Source organism: Vibrio sp. 05-20-BW147, assembly GCF_013369385.1.
Lineage (GTDB): Bacteria > Pseudomonadota > Gammaproteobacteria > Enterobacterales > Vibrionaceae > Vibrio > Vibrio floridensis.
The window spans coordinates 109,788-129,413 of sequence record NZ_SZTO01000011.1 but is presented as its reverse complement, the minus strand read 5'-3'; the positions used below and the strand labels follow the sequence as shown (position 1 = coordinate 129,413).

The window sequence follows — 19,626 nt, the reverse complement described above, 5'->3', positions numbered from 1 at the left end:
TTTAGAGTCAAACTAAGGTTTAGGAATGGCCGTTCGCCACTTTTTCCAATCTTCCTCGGCTTTGTCGTAGAGGAAAAATGCTTGGCCTTGCTGCGCGATAGGCTCGAGTTGTTTTTGCGGTGGAGTTGCGAAGGCAATGCCACCTCGAACCAAGCTATCAAATGAGCCCGCTTTGATGTTTGCACCGGATAGGCCTATTGAAACGTCTACGCCAGACACATTCCAAAACAGGCTGTTTTGTCTGACCAAATAAGCGTATTCGTTTTGAATCTCGATACTAAAGACAACACGATCAGCAAACTTACCAAGCTGGACATCGGTCACGCTGCCCACTTCCATATCGCGATAAAGAATCGGCGTTCCAACACTGACCGAGCCACGATGCTCACTTTGTAGTGTAAACACAGTTCCCGTTGGATGAGGTGGCTTATTGGCTAATTCAAAACTGAATGCCGCTTTCCCTTTTCCTGGCTCTACCTGGATGTATTTGCTGATTAGGGCGTCGATGTTTTTTACCCCATTTAGGCCAATCTTGGGTTCCGCTAACCAAAAATGAGAACCTTGCAAAGCCACATTGGCAACGTATTCTGGCAGAATTCTTGCTGATGCCTCTACGATGCCTTTGTTGAAATCAGGCGCCACTAGCGTGATTTCTCCTACCTTGACCCCTTGATATTGGATCGCCATTCCCTTGCTGAGGGATTGCCCTCCATCGGTTCTGAGTGTAATGATTCGGCCAAATTTGCGCGCTTGGTTTTGGTCCGGATAGAGTTTCCAATGCTGTCCAGTTTTGTTCTCAATGCCTGCGACCGTGTCAAAAGCAATTCCACCTTGTAGTAGTGTTTTAAGCGGAGCGGCTTTGATTGCCACCCCGGCCAAGCTGGCGTCCACTTCGACGCCCGAGCGGTTCCAAAAAACCGTTTGATCATTGATGAGATGCTTATAACGATTCTCGATGCTGATTGAAACCTCTACACCACCGTTTGCCAAGGAAAAATCGGAAACATTGCCCACCGTCAAGTTGCGGTAAAGAAGAGGGCTACCTTTGGAAATAGGAGGCAACTCAGAGGCGAACAGCGTTAGAGTTTGTGAGCCACTTTGGTTAAATTTTGCCAGTTCAGCCAGCGAACGGCTTTGGAATAACTGGTAGGCTTGATTCGCCTGCGGCTTCCCTTCACTGATGAAACTGATTGAGCCGGTAAGCAGTTGTTTCGCTGGAGGAACGGTCACATTTAGCCCTGACTCTGTGAGTTCTGCTGTCGCACTGCCCGTTACAAAGAATCGGTTGTTTGCGCGAATGAGATGTGCGTATTGTTGATCAACCAGTACATCAAGAAAAACTTCGTGATTGCTACTCTCTACCGATGTTTTACTGATGAGTCCTACTTTAGTGATCGATCCGACCACAATACCTTTATAGAGCAGGTTTGCACCAGCATCCAAACCGTAAGAGCTTTCGGAAATCAAACGAATGGAAACCGACTTTGCTTGTTGTTGCGCGTAGTCATCTTTTTTAATGGCTGTGAATCGACGAGATTTATCACCTTCACCTGGCACTAACGTGAGAAAGTTACCGCGCACCAAGTTGCTAATGTTTTCCACTCCAGAGAGAGAAACTTTCGCCTCTTCTAGTACAAAGTCACTGCCTGTGGTGAGCATGTCGCTGAAGGCGGGCTGGATTGCTGCGTTAGCAATGATCATTTCTCTTCCGTCAGAGAGGGAGAGATTGGTGATTTCACCCACCTCGATGCCTCGGTACATGATAGGGGCACCATTGGAGCTGATATTGTGCCCATCTGGTAACGTGATCTGAACAGAAATACCGCGGCCGGCGGTCTTTAAGTCCCGGTATAAGCGAAATTGCGCATTCTTTTCAACCGGTTCACCGTCATCAGGTGAATCCACGGCAATGGCACCACTAAAAAGGGCGCTCATACTCTCAAGGCGAACATCAACCCCTTCAAAACCAATACTTGCGCCAATGCCACTGACATTCCAAAAGCGGCTCTGTTGGTTGATGATGTGCCGATATTCATCGTCGATACGGGCTAAGATTGTCACCGACTTGCCATTTTCTGCAAGGCGGTAACTGTAGACTTCCCCAATAGGGATTTTTTTATAGACAATTTTTGAGCCAATCGAGACGCCACCCAAGTCTCGCGCGCGCAAGGTGATGGTTAATCCTTTGTCAGCGAGAATATCCGTCGGAGCACTGTCTAAAGCATAGAAGACGCTTTCTGCCTCATCGTCGTCAGCGCCTGGTTGAATGGCGATATAGTTACCCGATACCAGCGCATCTAATCCTGAAATACCCGATAAGCTTGCCGTTGGTTTCACCAACCAAAAACGGGTGTTTTTTCCCAGTAATTGAGTGGCCTCGGGGTAAATATCGGCATCGACATAGATATTGGATAGATCTTTCGATAAGTTGATGTCTCGTACCATACCGACTTCTAAACCTTGGTAGCGAATAGTAGTGCGTCCCGCGACCAGACCTTGAGCATCGGAGAAATAGATTTGTACTCGTTCACCAGCATCGTGTATCGCTTTGGCGACTAGCCATCCGGCTAATAACATCGTGAGGATGGGCAAAATCCAAAGGGGGGATATCCCTTTGTTCTTGCGGACATCTGGTGTATACGAACTCTGCGAACTATTTTGTTTGCTCATGCAATGACTCATCTTTTTTTACATCTGAGTAGTTATCCCAGATCAATCGGGGATCGATACTTTCTGCGGCTAACATGGTTAACACAACCACCATACCAAACGCGACCGCTCCATACCCGGGTGTGAAATCGAGAATTTGACCTCGGTCGACCAAGGTCATCATGATCGAAATGACAAACAGGTCCATCACCGACCATTTGCCAATCCATTTTACGAAGAAATAAATGGTCATCCGCTGACGGTGGTAAATCGTGCGCTTGAAATGAATGCAAAGCAGTATGTATGTCAGGCCCAAAATCTTGGCGACAGGCACAACAATACTGGCAATAAAAATAATGGCGGCGATACCGTGCATACCATTTTTTATTAATGCAGCGACACCGGAGTAAATGGTGTCTTCAAGTCTCTGTCCGTTTGTGATGAGGATTGAAATCGGAATTAAGTTCGCCGGGAAAATAGCGACAGTCGCAGCGATCAGATAGGCCCATGTTTTTTGCAGCGAATGGGGCTTTCGGTGGTGCAGAGGCTTTCTACAGCGAACGCAATTGGTTTGCTCAGGTTGTGACAGATGACAACTATGGCAATGAATGTGCTTTTCAGCGAGTCGATAGTGGCTTTCTGCATGCCACGCCTCCCAATATCGTCTGACACTGACGCGAGTAATGAGTAACACGCTGAATAACTGCAGCAGCAGCAGTCCTATCAAACCAGGGCCAACAAAAATGTCTGAATAGTCCTGCAACTTGAAACAAGAAATAGCAATGCTGACGAGGAAGACATCGAGCATCATCCAGTGCTTTAGATTTTGAACAATATTCAGCGAATGCTTAAAGGCGTTAAACCATTTGTATTTGAGTGCGACATGAGCCAATACCACTGAGCTGCAAACCAGCAAGGGAGCGAGCGAGCTACAGAACATGATCAGCAAAGACAGCGCGACAAAGCCCTCATCCATTAAAGTCAACATACCGGATGGGAGTGTTGCAGGGATCATGACGCCAAAAAGTCGAATGCTGATAAAGTTAAAAAAGTGAGAAGGGATAAACAGCATCAAACAGGTGATCGCGATGGCGAGGTTACCAGAAAGGCTTGGGTTGCCACCACGATAGAGCTGGGTTCCACATCGAGGGCAAAAAGCACTGCGTCCTTTTCTGACAGAGATGACGTCAACGGGGAGCTCACAGCCTTGGCAAAGCCGTACATTTTCTATTCGAGTGCTGTGTTGGTCGGGTGCTGGCTGTGGAGTAGGAGAGGTCATTGCGACCTCTCGTTAATAAGTGTTCTTCGCTCAATCGATGTCAATAGGAGCAGATGTTCAACTTGCGTGAGATTGAACACTGCCATAAAGCGTTTGGTAGAGGCCGTCTTGTTCAACCAACTCGGTGTGTGTCCCTGTTTGTGTAACTTGCCCATCTTCCAATACATAGATCAAATCCGCTTGTTTAACCGCTGACAACCTATGTGCAACGATTAGGGTTGTCCTACCTTTCAAATATTCGTTCAACGCTTTATGCAGCGCGGCTTCTGTTGCCGTGTCTAGCGCTGACGTCGCTTCGTCCAAAATCACGAATTGAGGATCACTCAATACCATGCGAGCAATGGCTAAACGCTGTCTTTGGCCTCCGGATAAACGAATACCGTTGCGGCCCACTTGAGTTTCTAAACCATCCGTCAGTTGCGTGATGACATCTTGTAACTGAGCAATTTCCAACGCTTGCCAAAGCGTGCTTTCGTCATAGTCACCACCAAGGGTCAGATTATGCCTCAGGCTGTCATTAAATAGTATAGGTTGTTGTAATACAACAGCAATTTTTTCTCGAATCAGCTCAAATCCAATGTCATCTGTGGATTCATTATTGTAGCGAATAGTACCGCCATCTTGCCGATACACACCAATTAGCAGTTGAATTAGTGTGGACTTCCCGCCACCGCTGGCACCAACCAGCGCGACTTTCTTTCCCGCAGGGATTCGTAAATTCAACTGATTTAATACAGTGGTTTCACGGTTGTAAGAGAAGCTGACATTTTCGACAGAAACATCAATTTCTTTGCCATCAGTGAAAGGATTGACTTTCGACTCAGGTCTATACTCTTCCTCCAGTTCCAAAAGCGCGTTGATGCGGGTAAGCGCCGCTTTCGCGCTATACCAAGAAAACTGGATACCGAGCAGTTCTTGAACCGGAGTCAGCATGAACCAAAGATAACCAAAAACAGCAAAAATTTGACCAATAGTGAGATCACTAAAGAGCACCATGAGCATCGCAACGGCACGAAACAGCTCAAAACCAAGCAAAAAGAGCAAAAAGGAGACTCTACCCGCGGCTTCGGATTGCCAAGCATATTTGTCTGCGTTGAGTCGGACTTGATCAGCTTGCTGTTTGAGCTCAGAGAGAAACTCTCGTTCTTTATTGGCTGCTCTCAATTGATAAATGCCATCAAGGGTTTCAACTAAGCGATTTTGAAACTGCTCAAATGCTTGGTTTTCGCGCTTTTTGAGATGTTTAACTTTGCTGCCTAGTTTTCTAGAGAAGTAAATAACGATAGGGTTGACTAAGAGGATAAACAGGCCAAGTCGCCATTCCAGCCATAGGAGAACACCTGCAGTGCCGATGACGGTAAGCAAGCTAATCACGAACTTCGCTAAGGTGCTGCCGATGAATTGGTCAATGGTCTCGATGTCTGTGATGAGGTGCGCATTGATGCCTCCGCTACCTCGAGTTTCATATTGACGAATACTGATGCGACCGAGTTTATCGATCATCTTAGCGCGCATTTGATAAGTAATGGTTTTTGAGACCAAGGTGAACTGGCGGCTCTGTAAAATGTTTAATGCTTGGCTGGTGATACGCATCAGGATCACCAGTAGCAAAGTCAAGAAGATATACCCTGTCGGTGTTTGCCAGGCTTGAGGCAATAGGGTATTCATGGCTGCCAATCCTTTACCAGGTTGATCAAGTAACACTTCGTCAACCATGAGTGGCATGAGTAGAGGAATAGGGACGCTAACCAAAGTGGCAACAATGGCAATGAGGTTCGCAAACACAAGCTTAGATTTGTGTTTTTTTGCTTGTGTTAAAAGCCAGGAGCGGCTAATAGTGTCGGATGTCGATAACATTATAATGAGAATAAGTCCTATTTATATTAGAGTCAGCATTCTAGCGGCTGTTGACTCTATTCCAAAGTAAATTCAGGAAATTATTACTGCACGCTTCAGCTGTGCAATAAACAATTGGAAGCTTTATATGACCATAGAACATTACCAAACACTCACCAAACAAGCAGTCGCACTTATTGAATCAGAGCGTGACTTAATCGCCAATCTTTCAAACATTAGTGCGTTGCTGAACATGGGAATGTCCGATCTCAACTGGGTTGGATTTTACTTATATAAAGAAGACGAGTTGGTTTTAGGGCCATTTCAGGGAAAAGTAGCATGCGTGCGAATTCCTATGGGTAGGGGAGTGTGCGGAACGGCAGCGCAAACTTATACCGTTCAACGAGTGCATGATGTGCACGAGTTTGAAGGACACATTGCCTGCGATGCGGCGAGCAATTCAGAAATCGTGATCCCATTCTCAATCAATGGGCAATTGGCTGGCGTTCTGGATATTGATAGCCCAAGTGTGGGCAGATTTAGTGAAATTGATGAACAAGGGTTAACATTTTTCATGGCAGAAGTAGAAAAGCTGCTTAATTCACACGCGAACAACGCATAAATTGGGTAACGAGAGTGGTTTTTCGCCCGCATCTCTCTATAATACGAGAATATTTTTATCTTAATGCTCGCGGGCAGGCCGCTCAAACCAGGACAACTCATGACTGAAAAGTTAAAAAACAGCAAAGAAGTTATTGCATATATTGCTGAATGTTTCCCTAAGTGCTTTACTTTAGAAGGTGAAGCGAAACCTCTTAAAATTGGTATTTTTCAAGATCTTGCTGAACGTCTAAGTGAAGATGAAAAAGTAAGCAAGACTCAGCTTCGAGCAGCGTTAAGACAATACACTTCTTCTTGGCGTTACCTACACGGCGTTAAACTAGGCGCAACTCGTGTTGACCTAGATGGTAACGAGTGTGGTGTACTAGAAGAAGAACACGTTGAACATGCGAAAGCAACGCTAGCGGAAAGCAAAGCTAAGGTACAAGCTCGCCGTAAAGAACAAGCTCAAAAAGCTCGTGACGAAGAGAAGTCAAAGCCAAAAGCTAAAAAAGCACCTCAGCAACGTCGTGCGAACAAACCTCAGGCGCAAAAGCCTGCGAAACAACCTGTGGAAACACGTGCGCTAAACGCAGATGAATTGATCACTGGTAAAGCGGTTAACGTAAACATGGGTAAAGGAAACATGGCTGCGACTATCGTAGAAATTAATAAGGATGATGTGCGAGTTCAACTGTCTAACGGCCTTCAAATGGTTGTGAAAGCGGAGCACCTTCGCGCATAAAGGAGACACTCCTACGCATGAAATGCCGTTCAAAAGTGACTCTGATTGCTGCTAGCCTTTGGCTAGCAGCATCAGCTCAGGCTCTTGAAGCCAAACTATCAGAAAAAGATCTCCCTTTACTTGCACCTGAAGTTCAACACGAAACTGCAAGCAAAAGGGTCACTTCTCGTTTTACTCGTTCTCATTACAAGCATTTTAATTTCAACGATGATTTCTCTCGTGCGATGTTTAATCGCTATATAGAAATGCTTGATTACAATAAGAATATCTTCTCTCAAGCAGACATTGATTCATTTGAAAAGTGGTCAACAGAGTTGGATGACCAACTCAAAGAAGGCAACAATCAAATCGCGTTTGATGTTTACAATCTCTCAATGAAAAAGCGTTTTGAGCGATTCTCTTATGCTCTCAAACTGCTCGATCAAGAAATCACCTTTGATACGGATGATGAGATTGAACTCGATCGCACTGATGCGGCTTGGCCAAAGGATCAAACCGAGCTTAATGAACTGTGGCGTCAGCGAGTAAAATACGATGCGCTGAACCTCAAGTTGACTGGCAAAGATTGGCCAGAAATAAAAGACATTCTAGAGAAACGTTACAACAACGCGATGAAGAGAATCACTCAAACGCGCAACGAAGACGTTTTTCAACTTTACATGAACGCGTTTGCACGCGAAGTGGATCCTCATACCAGCTATCTTTCACCAAGAAACGCTGAGCAATTCCAGTCTGAGATGAACTTGTCACTGGAAGGCATTGGTGCTGTATTGCAGATGACGGATGACTACACTGTCATCCGTTCTTTGGTTGCTGGTGGTCCTGCGTCTAAAAGTAAACAGTTAGGCGAGGGTGACCGAATCATCGGTGTTGGCCAAGATAAAAAAGACATCGTTGATGTGATCGGCTGGCGTCTTGATGATGTTGTCCAGCTGATTAAAGGTCCTAAAGGCACCAAAGTTCACCTACAAGTTCTGCCAGAAGGAAAAGATTCCAAGAGTTACGTTGTCACAATTGTGCGTGACAAAATTCGTTTGGAAGACCGAGCAGTGAAGGCAGAGGTGATTGAAAAAGATGGCAAGAAAATCGGTGTTCTAGAAGTACCGAGTTTTTATGTGGGTCTTTCTGCCGACACAGATAAGCTGCTTACTGATCTCAAAGGCAAGGGCGTCGACGGCATCATCGTTGATTTGAGAAACAATGGTGGTGGGGCATTAACTGAAGCGACTGCGCTCACGGGTTTGTTTATTGAAAAAGGCCCTGTGGTTCAAGTTCGTGACAGTTATGGGCGAGTGAAAGTCAACGCTGATACGGATGGACAAATCAGTTATTCAGGCCCGATGACCGTGTTGGTGAATCGATATAGTGCATCTGCTTCTGAAATTTTCGCCGCTGCACTACAAGACTATGGCCGCGCCATTATCCTTGGTGAAAACTCATTTGGTAAAGGAACCGTACAACAGCACCGTTCTTTGAATCATATCTATGATTTGTTTGACAAAGAAATAGGTTATGTTCAGTACACCATCCAAAAATTCTACCGAATTGATGGAGGCAGCACGCAAAATAAAGGTGTCGTGCCAGACATTCCTTTCCCTACCGCGATTGATCCTGAAGAAACAGGTGAGAGTGTTGAAGATAATGCTCTACCTTGGGACAGTATCGAGAAAGCCGATTATCAAGTGTTACAACGTAATGATTCTTTGATTGAACAATTGCGTGTAAAACATGATGAGCGGATCGCTAACGAGCTAGAGTTTAAGTTTATTGCGGAAGACATTGCGAAGTACAAAGCAGAGAAAGACGACAATACGCTTTCTTTGAATGAAAAAGTGCGTAAGCAAGAATCTGAGCAAGCTGATAAGCAGCGCCTAGATCGCATCAATCAACGCCAAGCATTAGCGGGTAAAGAAGCGTTTAAAACGTTAGACGATGTGCCCAAAGACTATGAAACGCCAGATGCGTATCTTGATGAATCTGTTGCAATCATGGTAGACATGCTGAAAAAACCGTCCTAAAAACAGTGTGATGGTAAAAAGCGAGCGTTAACGCTCGCTTTTTTCTTTTTAACTCATAGCAAGGTGAAGGAAAGATGACGTATAGATGAAGTTATTTTTCTCTGAACAATAATGTGATTTAAATCAAAAAAATTCGCCCAAATAAAACTCTATGTCTACGCTTTAAGAAAATAGCTTAAAAGTGTGGAGATATGACATGAAATGGCTCTTAACTTTGCTCACAGCGCTCATGGTGTTTAATGTACAAGCGCAAGATCAGGGAACACATTCTTCTGATTTAACCTATTTTGATACCCCCTTACTGCTCGGAGACTGGTACTTAGTCAACCCTGATGTAGAGTCGAGTCGAGAAAACTTCAGGGCAATTAAACTGACACTTAACTCTAAGTACGAGTTTCAAATTGATATTCAAAAGCGCGATTACAGTGTCGATCATTGGGAAGGTATTTACACCGCGAATGAAGATACGATTATTCTAGGCTTGAACACCGATGAGCCACAGGTTTATCAATACGAAAGTAACCATCACATGCTCAACCTCAACGGTGTGATGTTTACGAAAGGCCTTCCAAATGCTTTAGCAGGAATTTTTTTTTGTCGAGTGAGACATTATCTGGTGAAGGTATGGTTGCGAATCAAATTAATAAATTGGATCTCATCCTTCAGCCGGATTTTATCTTTATGTTTAGAGTGACATCTGAAGGCGGTGACGAATCTGTCAAGAAGGGCGTCTACTACACAGAAGGTAATCATCTCGTTCTCTTATATGAAGACGGCGAGCATGATACGACTTATGTTCTTGGTACTGACCAGCTTACCTTGAAGGAGGAAAGCGGGGAAATGCTTGCCGTACTCAATCGAGTTAGATAACGCTTGTCTATATTTGTTAGTGATAGAATTTTTGTTTATAGAAAGGAAGACTACATGGTTAGTCTTCCTTTTTTTGTATCAAACCTTGTTTTATTCGTTTTCAGACCACATGTAACCGAGGTAATTTATCTGTGCCCGAAATAATTACCATACAGATGCATAAAGTGGAAAGAAATAGCGTTTAACTGTATGTACATACAGTTTTGCTTAGTAACACAAACTCTTCGGGCACAATCTGATTCACTGTACAAGGATTTATAGATATGTCTCAAACCCCACAGGCGAAATATCGTAAAGATTATAAAGCGCCATCACACACGATTACCGACATCGACCTGACTTTTGATCTTTATGATCACAACACCCGAGTGACAGCGGTGTCAGAGGTCAAGCAAATGGGCGAGAGTGATGTCCTTGAGTTAGATGGTGAAACGCTGAAACTTAAATCAGTCAAAGTTAACGGTGAAAACTGGACGGCCTATGAAGTCAAAGAGGCCTCATTACTTTTGTCTGGTTTGCCGAAAGAATTTAAATTAACGATTGAGACAGAAATCGACCCAGAAGCCAATACTGCTTTGGAAGGTCTGTATAAGTCTGGCGGTGCGTTCTGTACGCAATGTGAAGCTGAAGGGTTTCGCAGAATCACTTATTACCTCGATCGCCCTGATGTATTAGCGCGTTACCAGACAAAAGTGATTGCCGACAAAGCACAATATCCTTATTTGCTGAGTAATGGTAACCGCATCGCAGAGGGAGAACTGGAAGGTGGCCGTCATTGGGTTCAATGGCAAGATCCTCATCCAAAACCTGCATACTTGTTTGCTCTTGTTGCAGGCGACTTTGATGTGCTTCGCGATAAATTTGTCACCAAGTCTGGTCGCAGTGTTGATCTTGAAATCTTTGTCGACAAAGGCAACTTAGATCGCGCGCCACATGCGATGACCTCTCTGATCAATTCGATGAAATGGGATGAAGAGCGTTTCGATCTCGAGTATGACCTGGATATCTATATGATCGTCGCCGTTGATTTCTTCAACATGGGGGCGATGGAAAACAAAGGCCTCAATATCTTTAACTCAAAGTTTGTCTTAGCCAACTCTCAAACCGCCACAGATGCAGACTACCTGGGCATTGAGCGCGTGATTGGTCATGAGTATTTCCACAACTGGACAGGAAACCGCGTGACTTGTCGCGATTGGTTCCAATTGAGCTTGAAGGAAGGTCTAACCGTTTTCCGTGATCAAGAATTCTCTTCTGATCTTGGCTCCCGAGCGGTGAATCGCATTCAGAACGTGCGTACCATTCGTGGGCCGCAGTTTGCGGAGGATGCTAGCCCAATGTCTCATCCAATTCGCCCTGATAAAGTGATTGAAATGAATAACTTCTACACGCTAACAGTGTATGAAAAAGGCAGTGAAGTTATTCGCATGTATCATACTTTACTGGGTGAAGAAGGTTTCCAAAAAGGGATGAAGCTCTACTTTGAGCGTCACGACGGCACTGCGGCGACTTGTGAAGATTTTGTCTCAGCCATGGAAGATGCAACGGGTGTTGATTTAACACAGTTCCGCTTGTGGTACAGCCAGTCGGGTACACCAACACTTCGTGTGAGCAGTCAGTACGATGCCACTAAACAAACTTACGCGTTAACTGTTGAGCAGTCGACTGAGCCAACACACGAGCAAGCGGAAAAACAGCCATTGCATATTCCATTCGATATCGAGCTTTACGCTGCGAATGGTGATGTGATCCCAATGATCATTGCTGGTGAGCCTGTTGGAAACGTGCTGGATGTGAAAGCCGACAAACAAACCTTCGTGTTTGAGAATGTGGCAGAAAAGCCAGTGCCTTCTTTGTTACGTGAATTCTCAGCGCCGGTTAAGCTTGAGTACGACTATTCAGACCGTGAACTGATGTTCCTGATGGTCAATGCTCGTAACGAGTTTTCACGTTGGGATGCTAGCCAGATGTTACTGGCAAAATACATTCGTCAAAATGTTGAGCGAGTTCAGGCGGGTGAAGAAGTAGAACTGCCTGAGGCGGTTGTTGATGCCTTCCGTGGTGTGCTTCTTAATGCAGAATTAGATTCCGCGTTCATCGCTGAAGTCATGTCGTTGCCAAACCACAATGAAGTGTCTGGTTGGTACAAGCAAGTCGACGTTGATGCAATTGCTCAAGTTCTCAAACAGTTGAAAGTCATTCTTGCAACACAGCTAAGTGATGAGTTGAGCGCGCTTTATCATAGCTTGAAGCAAGCTGAGTATACGATTGATCATGCGGCGATTGGTCAGCGTGCATTACGCAATATCTGCCTAGCGTATCTGGCGTATACTCAAGAGGGTAATGATTTGGTATTGAAGCAATACCAAGAGTCGAACAACATGACCGATACCATTGCGGCGATGGCGTCTGCCAACCAAGCGCAATTGCCTTGCCGTGAAGCACTGATGCAAGATTACAGTGATAAGTGGAAGCATGATGGTTTGGTCATGGATAAATGGTTTATCATGCAGGGAACAAACCCGGCGAAGAACGCATTGACTGTAGTTCGAGAAACCATGAACCATGAGGCGTTCAGTCTGAAAAACCCAAATAGAACACGAAGTCTGATTGGGGCATTCTTGGGCATGAACCCAGTGAACTTCCACGACAAGTCAGGCGAGGGGTATCGCTTTGCTGGGGAAGTATTGCGTGAATTGAACACGACAAACCCTCAAGTGGCCTCACGTTTGGTCGATCCTTTGCTAAAACTGGCTAAATACGATCAAGAACGCCAATCGCTGATCCGTAAAGAACTGGAAGGATTGAAAGCGATGGAGAACTTAGCCAAAGATTTGTTTGAAAAAGTTTCAAAGGCTTTAGAAAGCTAAGTTAATCCGATAGCGCGTAGTTGGTGTGATGCCAACTACGCCTAATAGACTATGAATTATTACTACTTCACACTCAATATTAGCTATCAAGCGTTTTTGGCGCATTATTCTGGTGCGGCAAGTGCAGTGCAGGTAACTACGGATCACGGTTTGCGTATTCAGCTGCCGGCGGTCAAATTTCGACCATTCCTCAGTCAGTTAGGCTTAAAAGGGCGATTTAGACTAACAACTGACCAGAATCATCGTTTTATTAAGTTAGAATCACTATAAGAACCTAGTTTGACAGTGAGTTAAACACGAATCTTAGTCACATTATCAAACATTTCACCTCTATCTCTCGTTAATTTTATTAACTAAATTTCAATATTGCTTTTACAATAAGCGCATGCATTACCTATGCTTAGTTGACGAGTCTTCTAGCGAGATTTATTGCTAAGTGTCCCCTACAAAAAAACTATTCTAATGTGGAGTGTGAATATGACCGCGCGTGAAAATGTAGTGCCGGTTCTGCTTGAAAAGGTGTACCAACTGATTCAAGACAAACTCGAGCTATCCCACCAGCCTTTAGTTACTAAATTAGCTCAACACCTTTTTAGTAACATTTCTCAAGACGACTTGATACAACGAAACGAATCCGACCTTTATGGTGCTATTGTGAGCTTATGGCATCATATTCAAGAGCAAAAACCGGATGACATTTCCGTTCGAGTATTCAATCCGACAGTAAGTCGTCATGGCTGGCAATCAACGCATACGATTGTGGAAGTGGTTATTCCTGATAGCCCGTTCTTGGTTGACTCGATAAAAATGGCGTTGAGCCGATTAGAGCTAAGTTGTCACTTAATGTTGAATAATCCGACACAGATTACTCGCAATGGCAAAGGTGAAGTGACCGATGTCAACGGTAAAGATGGTGTCCTACAATCTCTATTCCACATTGAAGTTGATAGACTAAGTAAGAAAGATGAAATGCACAATCTAAAACAAGAACTGTTGGATGTGCTTTCAGATACGCGTTTAGTCGTAAACGATTGGTTGCTCATGGTGGAGCGACTCGAGCAGGTGACGGCTCAACTGGAAGCGCAAAAATCAGCGGTTTCCATGGATGGTGAACGTTTTGATGAAAGCATTGCATTTCTACGTTGGTTAGGGGACCACAATTTTACGTTCATGGGATACAAAGAGTACGACTTAGTCAATGTGGATGGCGAAACGGAACTCGTGCCAACAAAAGACAAAGGTTTGGGCCTCTTTGCCGATGACAGCCGTGTCCGCGGCGTTAAATTATCACAACTTTCAGACTCCGCTCGACTTGAAGCGAAAAAGCCAAGTGCTTTGATCATCACCAAAGGTAATAAAGCCTCACGTATTCATCGTCCTGCTTACAATGACTACGTTGGCATTAAGAAGTTCGATGCGAAAGGAAAAGTGATTGGTGAGCATCGTTTTACTGGTCTATATACCTCGTCGGTTTATAACCAAACGGTTTCTTCGATCCCACTGATCCGCGAAAAGGTTGACCGTATTCTTGATGCGAGTGGCTATCGCGATGGTTCTTATGCGTTTAAAGCACTTCACAACATTCTTGAAAATTACCCACGCGACGAACTCATTCAAGCAAAAGAAGAAGAGTTGCTTGAAGTCGGCATGGGCGTGGTACAAATGCACGATCGCGATTTGCTGCGTCTGTTTGTACGTAAAGACCCGTTTGGGCGCTTCTTTAGTGCGATGGTGTATGTAACCAGAGACAGATATAACACGGAGTTACGCCGCCAAACACAGCGCATTCTCAAACAATATTTTGGCAGCGAGCAAGAAGTAGAGTTTACGACTTATTTCTCCGAGGGCCCGTTAGCACGCACGCACTACATCGTACGTGTAGACAATAACAATATCGACGTTGACGTAAAGAATATCGAGCAAAATCTAATGGAAGTCTCTTCAACTTGGGATGATCGCCTTAAAGATTCAATCATTGCTAACTTTGGTGAAAGCAAAGGGTTGCCATTGTCAAAAGAGTATATGAAGGCATTTCCTCGTTCATACAAAGAAGCGATGATGCCAGGCAGCGCAGTTGATGACATCCAAAGACTGGAAGCGCTGAGCGATGATCACAAACTGGGTATGCTTTTCTACCGTCCCCAAGAAGTGGCAGCAGATTCAAAAGCCGTTCGATTGAAGCTATACCACAGAGATGAGCCAATCCATCTATCCGATGTGATGCCGATGCTGGAAAATTTGGGCTTACGAGTGATTGGTGAATCGCCTTACGAGATCCATAAAACGAACGGTCAAACATTTTGGATCCTTGATTTTTCGATGTTGCACAAAAGCGAAAGCGTGGTTGATCTGAGTGAAGCAAGAGATCGCTTCCAACAAGCTTTTGCTGCCGTGTGGGCTGGTGAACTTGAAAGTGACGGTTTCAACCGTCTGCTATTGGGGGCTTCGCTGACTGGGCGAGAAATTTCAATTTTACGTGCCTATGCTCGTTATATGCGCCAAGTGGGTTTCCCATTTAGTCAACAATATATCGAAGACACGTTGAGCCATTATCCTGCTCTTGCAAAAGGGCTGGTGGATCTTTTCGTAAAACGTTTTGATCCCAAGCACAAAGGCGGAGAGAAGGCTCAGCAAGAGTTGATCACTAAGATTACGGAGCAACTTGAGCTTGTTGATAGCTTAGATGACGACCGTATTTTACGTCGTTACATGGAAATGATCGTTGCAACCGTACGGACAAACTATTTCCAACTTGATGATCAAAAACAACCGAAACCTTGGTTGTCATTAAAACTAAAACCACGGGAAATCCCTGAAATTCCACAGCCCGTTCCAGCGTTTGAGATTTTCGTCTATGCGCCAGACATTGAAGGCGTGCATTTACGTGGTGGCAAAGTCGCACGTGGTGGTCTTCGTTGGTCTGATCGTCAAGAAGATTTCCGTACTGAAGTGCTTGGTTTGGTTAAAGCGCAGCAAGTTAAGAACACGGTTATCGTGCCTGTGGGGGCAAAAGGTGGCTTCGTTTGTAAACGTCAGCACACGTTGACCAATCGTGATGAAATTTTTGCTGAAGGCCAACGTTGTTACAAACGTTTCATTCGTGCGCTATTAGACGTCTCTGACAACATCATTGAAGGGGAGGTTGTACCACCGAAGAACGTTGTAAGACACGATGAGGACGATCCATATTTGGTGGTTGCCGCAGATAAAGGCACTGCAACTTTCTCAGATTTGGCAAACTCGGTGTCTGCTGAATACAACTTCTGGTTGGGTGATGCATTTGCATCTGGTGGTTCTAATGGTTATGACCACAAAGCAATGGGCATCACTGCAAAAGGTGGTTGGGAGTCGGTGAAGCGTCATTTCCGTGAAATGGGAGTTGATTGCCAAACAACAGACTTCACGGCCATTGGTGTTGGTGATATGGCGGGTGATGTATTCGGTAACGGCATGTTGTTGTCAAAGCACATACGTCTTCAAGCGGCATTTAACCATTTGCATATCTTCATCGATCCAAATCCTGATTCGGAGACGAGTTGGGAGGAGCGTAATCGCTTGTTCAACTTACCACGTTCAAGTTGGGAAGATTACAATCCAAAATTGATTTCTAAAGGTGGAGGTATCTTTTCTCGTAAAGCGAAGTCCATCACGTTAACGCCAGAAATCCAAAAGATGTTGGGTATTAAGAAAGCGTCTCTTGCTCCAAATGAATTGATCAAAATGATCTTAAAGATGGAGGTGGATCTGCTTTGGAACGGTGGCATCGGTACCTACGTAAAAGCATCGACTGAAACGCATGCTGATGTTGGTGATCGTGCAAATGATGTCTTGCGCATCGATGGACGTGAGCTTAATGCCAAGGTTATTGGTGAGGGTGGTAACTTGGGTATGACTCAAAAAGGTCGTATCGAGTACGCTCTGAATGGCGGACGAGTAAACACAGACTTTGTCGACAATGTGGGTGGAGTAGACTGTTCGGACAATGAAGTGAACATCAAGATCTTTTTGAATGGTTTGGTGTCTCATGGTGACATGACGATCAAACAACGCAATAAGATCCTTGAATCGATGCAAGATGAAGTGGGTGATATTGTTTTAGATGACGCGTACCGTCAATCAGAGTCTATCTCTGTCACTGAACAGCAAGGTGTTAGCGTTGTTAAAGAGCAAATTCGCTTTATTCATACTATGGAAAAAGCGGGTTATCTTGATCGAGTCTTAGAAAACATCCCAGATGACGAGACGCTACTAGAACGTGAGAAGCTGGGCCAAGGGCTTACTCGTCCTGAGCTAGCAGTGTTGGTGGCGTATGGCAAGATGGTACTTAAAGAACAACTTGCCAATGACGAGATTGCCAATGATGATTTCCATGCTAAGCAGTTGATCGCCTATTTCCCTAGTGAACTACGTAACAAGTTCGCCGATCAGATGTCATCACATCCACTGCGTGCCGAGATCATTGCTACATCGCTTGCCAACCAAATGGTGAACGAAATGGGATGTAACTTCGTCACTCGTCTACAGGAGGAGACGGGAGCGTCGGTGGTGGATATCGCTAACGCCTACGGTGCTGCGCGAGAAATTTATGCATTGGGTGATGTCCTGAATCAAACACGCAAACTGGATAACGTTGCAAGTGCAGATGCTCAGTATGAGATCATGTTCCATGTGCGTCGCATGTTACGTCGGGTTGCTCGTTGGTTGCTTCGTAACCGCAGTGGTAAGAATACCGTCAGTGAGTTAATCGCTAAGTATCAAGCGGATGTGGATGTGATTACGCAATCTCTTGATACCATGTTGGTCGAGTCGGAAGTCGAGGAGCATGATGAACTTGCTCAGAGCTGGATCCAACGTGGTGTTGAATCAACATTGGCCAACCGTGTTTCTCGTTTGACCAGTTTGCAGTCAGCACTGGATATTTCTTCAGTTGCTCGTGAAACCAATAAAACTGTCGAAGAAGCCGCGAAGTTGTACTTCAACTTAGGCGATCGTTTATCACTACATTGGTTCTTGAAGCAAATTAATGGCCAAGCTGTTGATAATAACTGGCAAGCACTTGCAAGAGCAGCGTTCCGCGAAGATCTCGATTGGCAACAACGTTTGCTGACGGCACAGGTGTTAAATTGCATAGAATCAGGCAAGAGTGATGTGATGAATGCTCTGGATGTGTGGATGGAACGCAATGAAACCTCACTACATCGTTGGGAAAGCATCCTAAACGAGTTTAAAGTGGGCACCGTACACGAGTTTGCGAAGTTCTCTGTCGCGCTAAGAGAATTAGTGCTGCTCAACTTAAATTGCAGCTCAAACAGTTAGTGTTTTAGTTGTTTAAGATTAAAAAGCCCCAGTAACGGGGCTTTTCTGCTATTTGAGTTCAATAAACGAACAGCTCATTGTTGCGTTGTCACTTTTTGAAGTCGCTGCAAACGTTTGGTTCACAAGAGAAGTCGAAATTAATTGAAATAACACCTAACTAACTCATTGATAAAGTTGAGATAAGTCATTTTTAATCGTTAAATTGGATTTACTTTTACCTTTTTATTTGAAAACTGATGATTTTAAGTAAATAATACCAACCCGTTTACACGGGGCTTTTTTCTTTCGGAGGCACAATGCTTTACCGTCTTGCCAGAGCTGGCTTTTTTCAATTGGATGCAGAGAAGGCACACGATCTTGCAATCCAAAATTTTAAACGTTTTACCGGCACACCACTTGATCTCCTCTATCGTCAGCAGCTACCAAATCGACCAGTAGAATGCATGGGACTCACTTTCCGAAACCCAGTTGGCCTTGCGGCTGGTCTTGATAAAAATGGTGAGTGTATCGAAGCATTTGACGCAATGGGATTCGGCTTTGTTGAAGTTGGTACCGTTACACCTAGAGCACAATCAGGAAATGATAAACCACGTTTGTTTCGCTTAGTAGGGGCGGAAGGGATCATTAACCGTATGGGTTTCAATAACTTAGGTGTTGACAACCTGGTTGAGAACGTAAAGAAAGCAAAATACAACTGTGTATTAGGTATTAATATTGGTAAAAATAAAGATACACCAATAGAGAAGGGCGCGGAAGATTATCTCATCTGTATGGAAAAGGTATATGAGTATGCGGGATATATTGCCGTGAATATTTCTTCTCCAAACACACCAGGACTTCGCTCTCTTCAGTATGGTGAAGCGTTAGACGAGTTGTTGTCTGAGTTAAAACGTAAACAAGCTGAGCTTGAAGAGAAGCATGGTAAATATGTCCCTCTGGCATTAAAGATCGCACCGGATCTTACCGATGATGAAATTAGCCAGATTTGCCAATCATTGATCAACAACAAGATCGATGGTGTGATCGCAACCAATACCACGCTTGATCGCACGATGGTTGAAGGCATGAAACATGCGCAAGAGGCTGGGGGCCTTAGTGGTCGTCCACTACAGTCTCGTTCTACTGAGGTCGTGCGATTACTTCGTAAGGAGTTACAAGGTAACATCCCAATTATTGGCGTCGGTGGTGTTGATTCTTATGTTGCTGCAAAAGAGAAAATGTTGGCAGGGGCGGATCTTGTACAAGTATACTCTGGCTTCATCTATCACGGCCCTGGCTTAGTACGCGATATTGTTAAAAATCTATAGAATGATTCGCTAACATACTGACATAACAGCTTTTCTAACAGAAAAAAGAGGACTTGGTTTCCTCTTTTTTTTTATTCATTCGTTTGTAGAATCAAAACAGTTGGAGGGTAATTAAGCGTTTACCTCTGTGAATCAG

Annotated in this window: 10 protein-coding genes and 1 pseudogene; 8 read left to right on the top strand and 3 right to left on the bottom strand. The window is 44.5% G+C overall.

Going from position 1 to position 19,626, the window contains the following annotated elements; translation table 11 throughout:
• Positions 1 to 12: 12 nt before the first annotated feature.
• From FC652_RS12445 to FC652_RS12435, 3 genes are read right to left on the bottom strand one after another with little or no spacing between them, the layout of a single operon-like run.
• The gene (locus FC652_RS12445) at positions 13 to 2,670 is read right to left on the bottom strand and encodes an MlaD family protein (RefSeq protein ID WP_176298826.1); all 2,658 of its coding nucleotides are present in this window, start codon (positions 2,668 to 2,670) and stop codon (positions 13 to 15) included.
• Positions 2,654 to 3,928 carry a paraquat-inducible protein A gene (locus FC652_RS12440; protein WP_176298825.1) on the bottom strand — a complete coding sequence of 425 codons (1,275 nt, stop codon included), beginning with the start codon at positions 3,926 to 3,928 and terminating at the stop codon, positions 2,654 to 2,656. Before FC652_RS12440 ends, FC652_RS12445 begins: the two co-directional genes overlap by 17 nt.
• A gap of 57 nt (positions 3,929 to 3,985) precedes the next feature.
• Entirely contained in the window at positions 3,986 to 5,785 is a 1,800-nt protein-coding gene (locus tag FC652_RS12435) for an ABC transporter ATP-binding protein (protein WP_176298824.1), read from the bottom strand.
• A 127-nt stretch (positions 5,786 to 5,912) separates the two neighbouring features.
• Between FC652_RS12435 and FC652_RS12430 the strand changes: the two genes are divergently transcribed.
• The 8 genes and pseudogenes from FC652_RS12430 (at position 5,913) to pyrD (ending at position 19,490) form a co-directional block, all read left to right on the top strand.
• Positions 5,913 to 6,386, top strand: coding sequence for a GAF domain-containing protein (locus FC652_RS12430; protein ID WP_176298823.1), 474 nt, complete (start codon positions 5,913 to 5,915; stop codon positions 6,384 to 6,386).
• A gap of 99 nt (positions 6,387 to 6,485) precedes the next feature.
• Positions 6,486 to 7,109 carry an RNA chaperone ProQ gene (gene proQ / locus FC652_RS12425; protein ID WP_013571847.1) on the top strand — a complete coding sequence of 208 codons (624 nt, stop codon included), beginning with the start codon at positions 6,486 to 6,488 and terminating at the stop codon, positions 7,107 to 7,109.
• A 17-nt stretch (positions 7,110 to 7,126) separates the two neighbouring features.
• The gene (gene prc, locus FC652_RS12420) at positions 7,127 to 9,127 is read left to right on the top strand and encodes a carboxy terminal-processing peptidase (protein ID WP_176298822.1); all 2,001 of its coding nucleotides are present in this window, start codon (positions 7,127 to 7,129) and stop codon (positions 9,125 to 9,127) included.
• Positions 9,128 to 9,323: 196 nt separating this feature from the next.
• A pseudogene (locus tag FC652_RS12415) lies at positions 9,324 to 9,997 on the top strand (hypothetical protein).
• A gap of 263 nt (positions 9,998 to 10,260) precedes the next feature.
• Positions 10,261 to 12,867: an aminopeptidase N gene (gene pepN, locus FC652_RS12410; protein WP_176298821.1), complete on the top strand. Its 2,607-nt coding sequence runs from the start codon at positions 10,261 to 10,263 to the stop codon at positions 12,865 to 12,867.
• A 51-nt stretch (positions 12,868 to 12,918) separates the two neighbouring features.
• Positions 12,919 to 13,137, top strand: coding sequence for a DUF2835 domain-containing protein (locus FC652_RS12405; protein ID WP_176298820.1), 219 nt, complete (start codon positions 12,919 to 12,921; stop codon positions 13,135 to 13,137).
• A 207-nt stretch (positions 13,138 to 13,344) separates the two neighbouring features.
• A complete protein-coding gene (locus FC652_RS12400; RefSeq protein ID WP_176298819.1) occupies positions 13,345 to 18,183 on the top strand; it encodes an NAD-glutamate dehydrogenase in 4,839 nt (1,612 codons plus the stop codon).
• A gap of 296 nt (positions 18,184 to 18,479) precedes the next feature.
• On the top strand, positions 18,480 to 19,490 hold the full coding sequence (gene pyrD / locus FC652_RS12395; protein ID WP_176298818.1) for a quinone-dependent dihydroorotate dehydrogenase: 1,011 nt from the start codon (positions 18,480 to 18,482) through the stop codon (positions 19,488 to 19,490).
• Positions 19,491 to 19,626 lie beyond the last annotated feature (136 nt).

Bases quoted from the DNA above. Each gene is read 5' to 3' on its own strand.
- FC652_RS12445 (WP_176298826.1), bottom strand. From the start codon at position 2,670: ATGAGCAAACAAAATAGTTCGCAGAGTTCGTATACACCAGATGTCCGC.
- FC652_RS12440 (WP_176298825.1), bottom strand. From the start codon at position 3,928: ATGACCTCTCCTACTCCACAGCCAGCACCCGACCAACACAGCACTCGA.
- FC652_RS12435 (WP_176298824.1), bottom strand. From the start codon at position 5,785: ATGTTATCGACATCCGACACTATTAGCCGCTCCTGGCTTTTAACACAA.
- FC652_RS12430 (WP_176298823.1), top strand. From the start codon at position 5,913: ATGACCATAGAACATTACCAAACACTCACCAAACAAGCAGTCGCACTT.
- proQ (WP_013571847.1), top strand. From the start codon at position 6,486: ATGACTGAAAAGTTAAAAAACAGCAAAGAAGTTATTGCATATATTGCT.
- prc (WP_176298822.1), top strand. From the start codon at position 7,127: ATGAAATGCCGTTCAAAAGTGACTCTGATTGCTGCTAGCCTTTGGCTA.
- pepN (WP_176298821.1), top strand. From the start codon at position 10,261: ATGTCTCAAACCCCACAGGCGAAATATCGTAAAGATTATAAAGCGCCA.
- FC652_RS12405 (WP_176298820.1), top strand. From the start codon at position 12,919: ATGAATTATTACTACTTCACACTCAATATTAGCTATCAAGCGTTTTTG.
- FC652_RS12400 (WP_176298819.1), top strand. From the start codon at position 13,345: ATGACCGCGCGTGAAAATGTAGTGCCGGTTCTGCTTGAAAAGGTGTAC.
- pyrD (WP_176298818.1), top strand. From the start codon at position 18,480: ATGCTTTACCGTCTTGCCAGAGCTGGCTTTTTTCAATTGGATGCAGAG.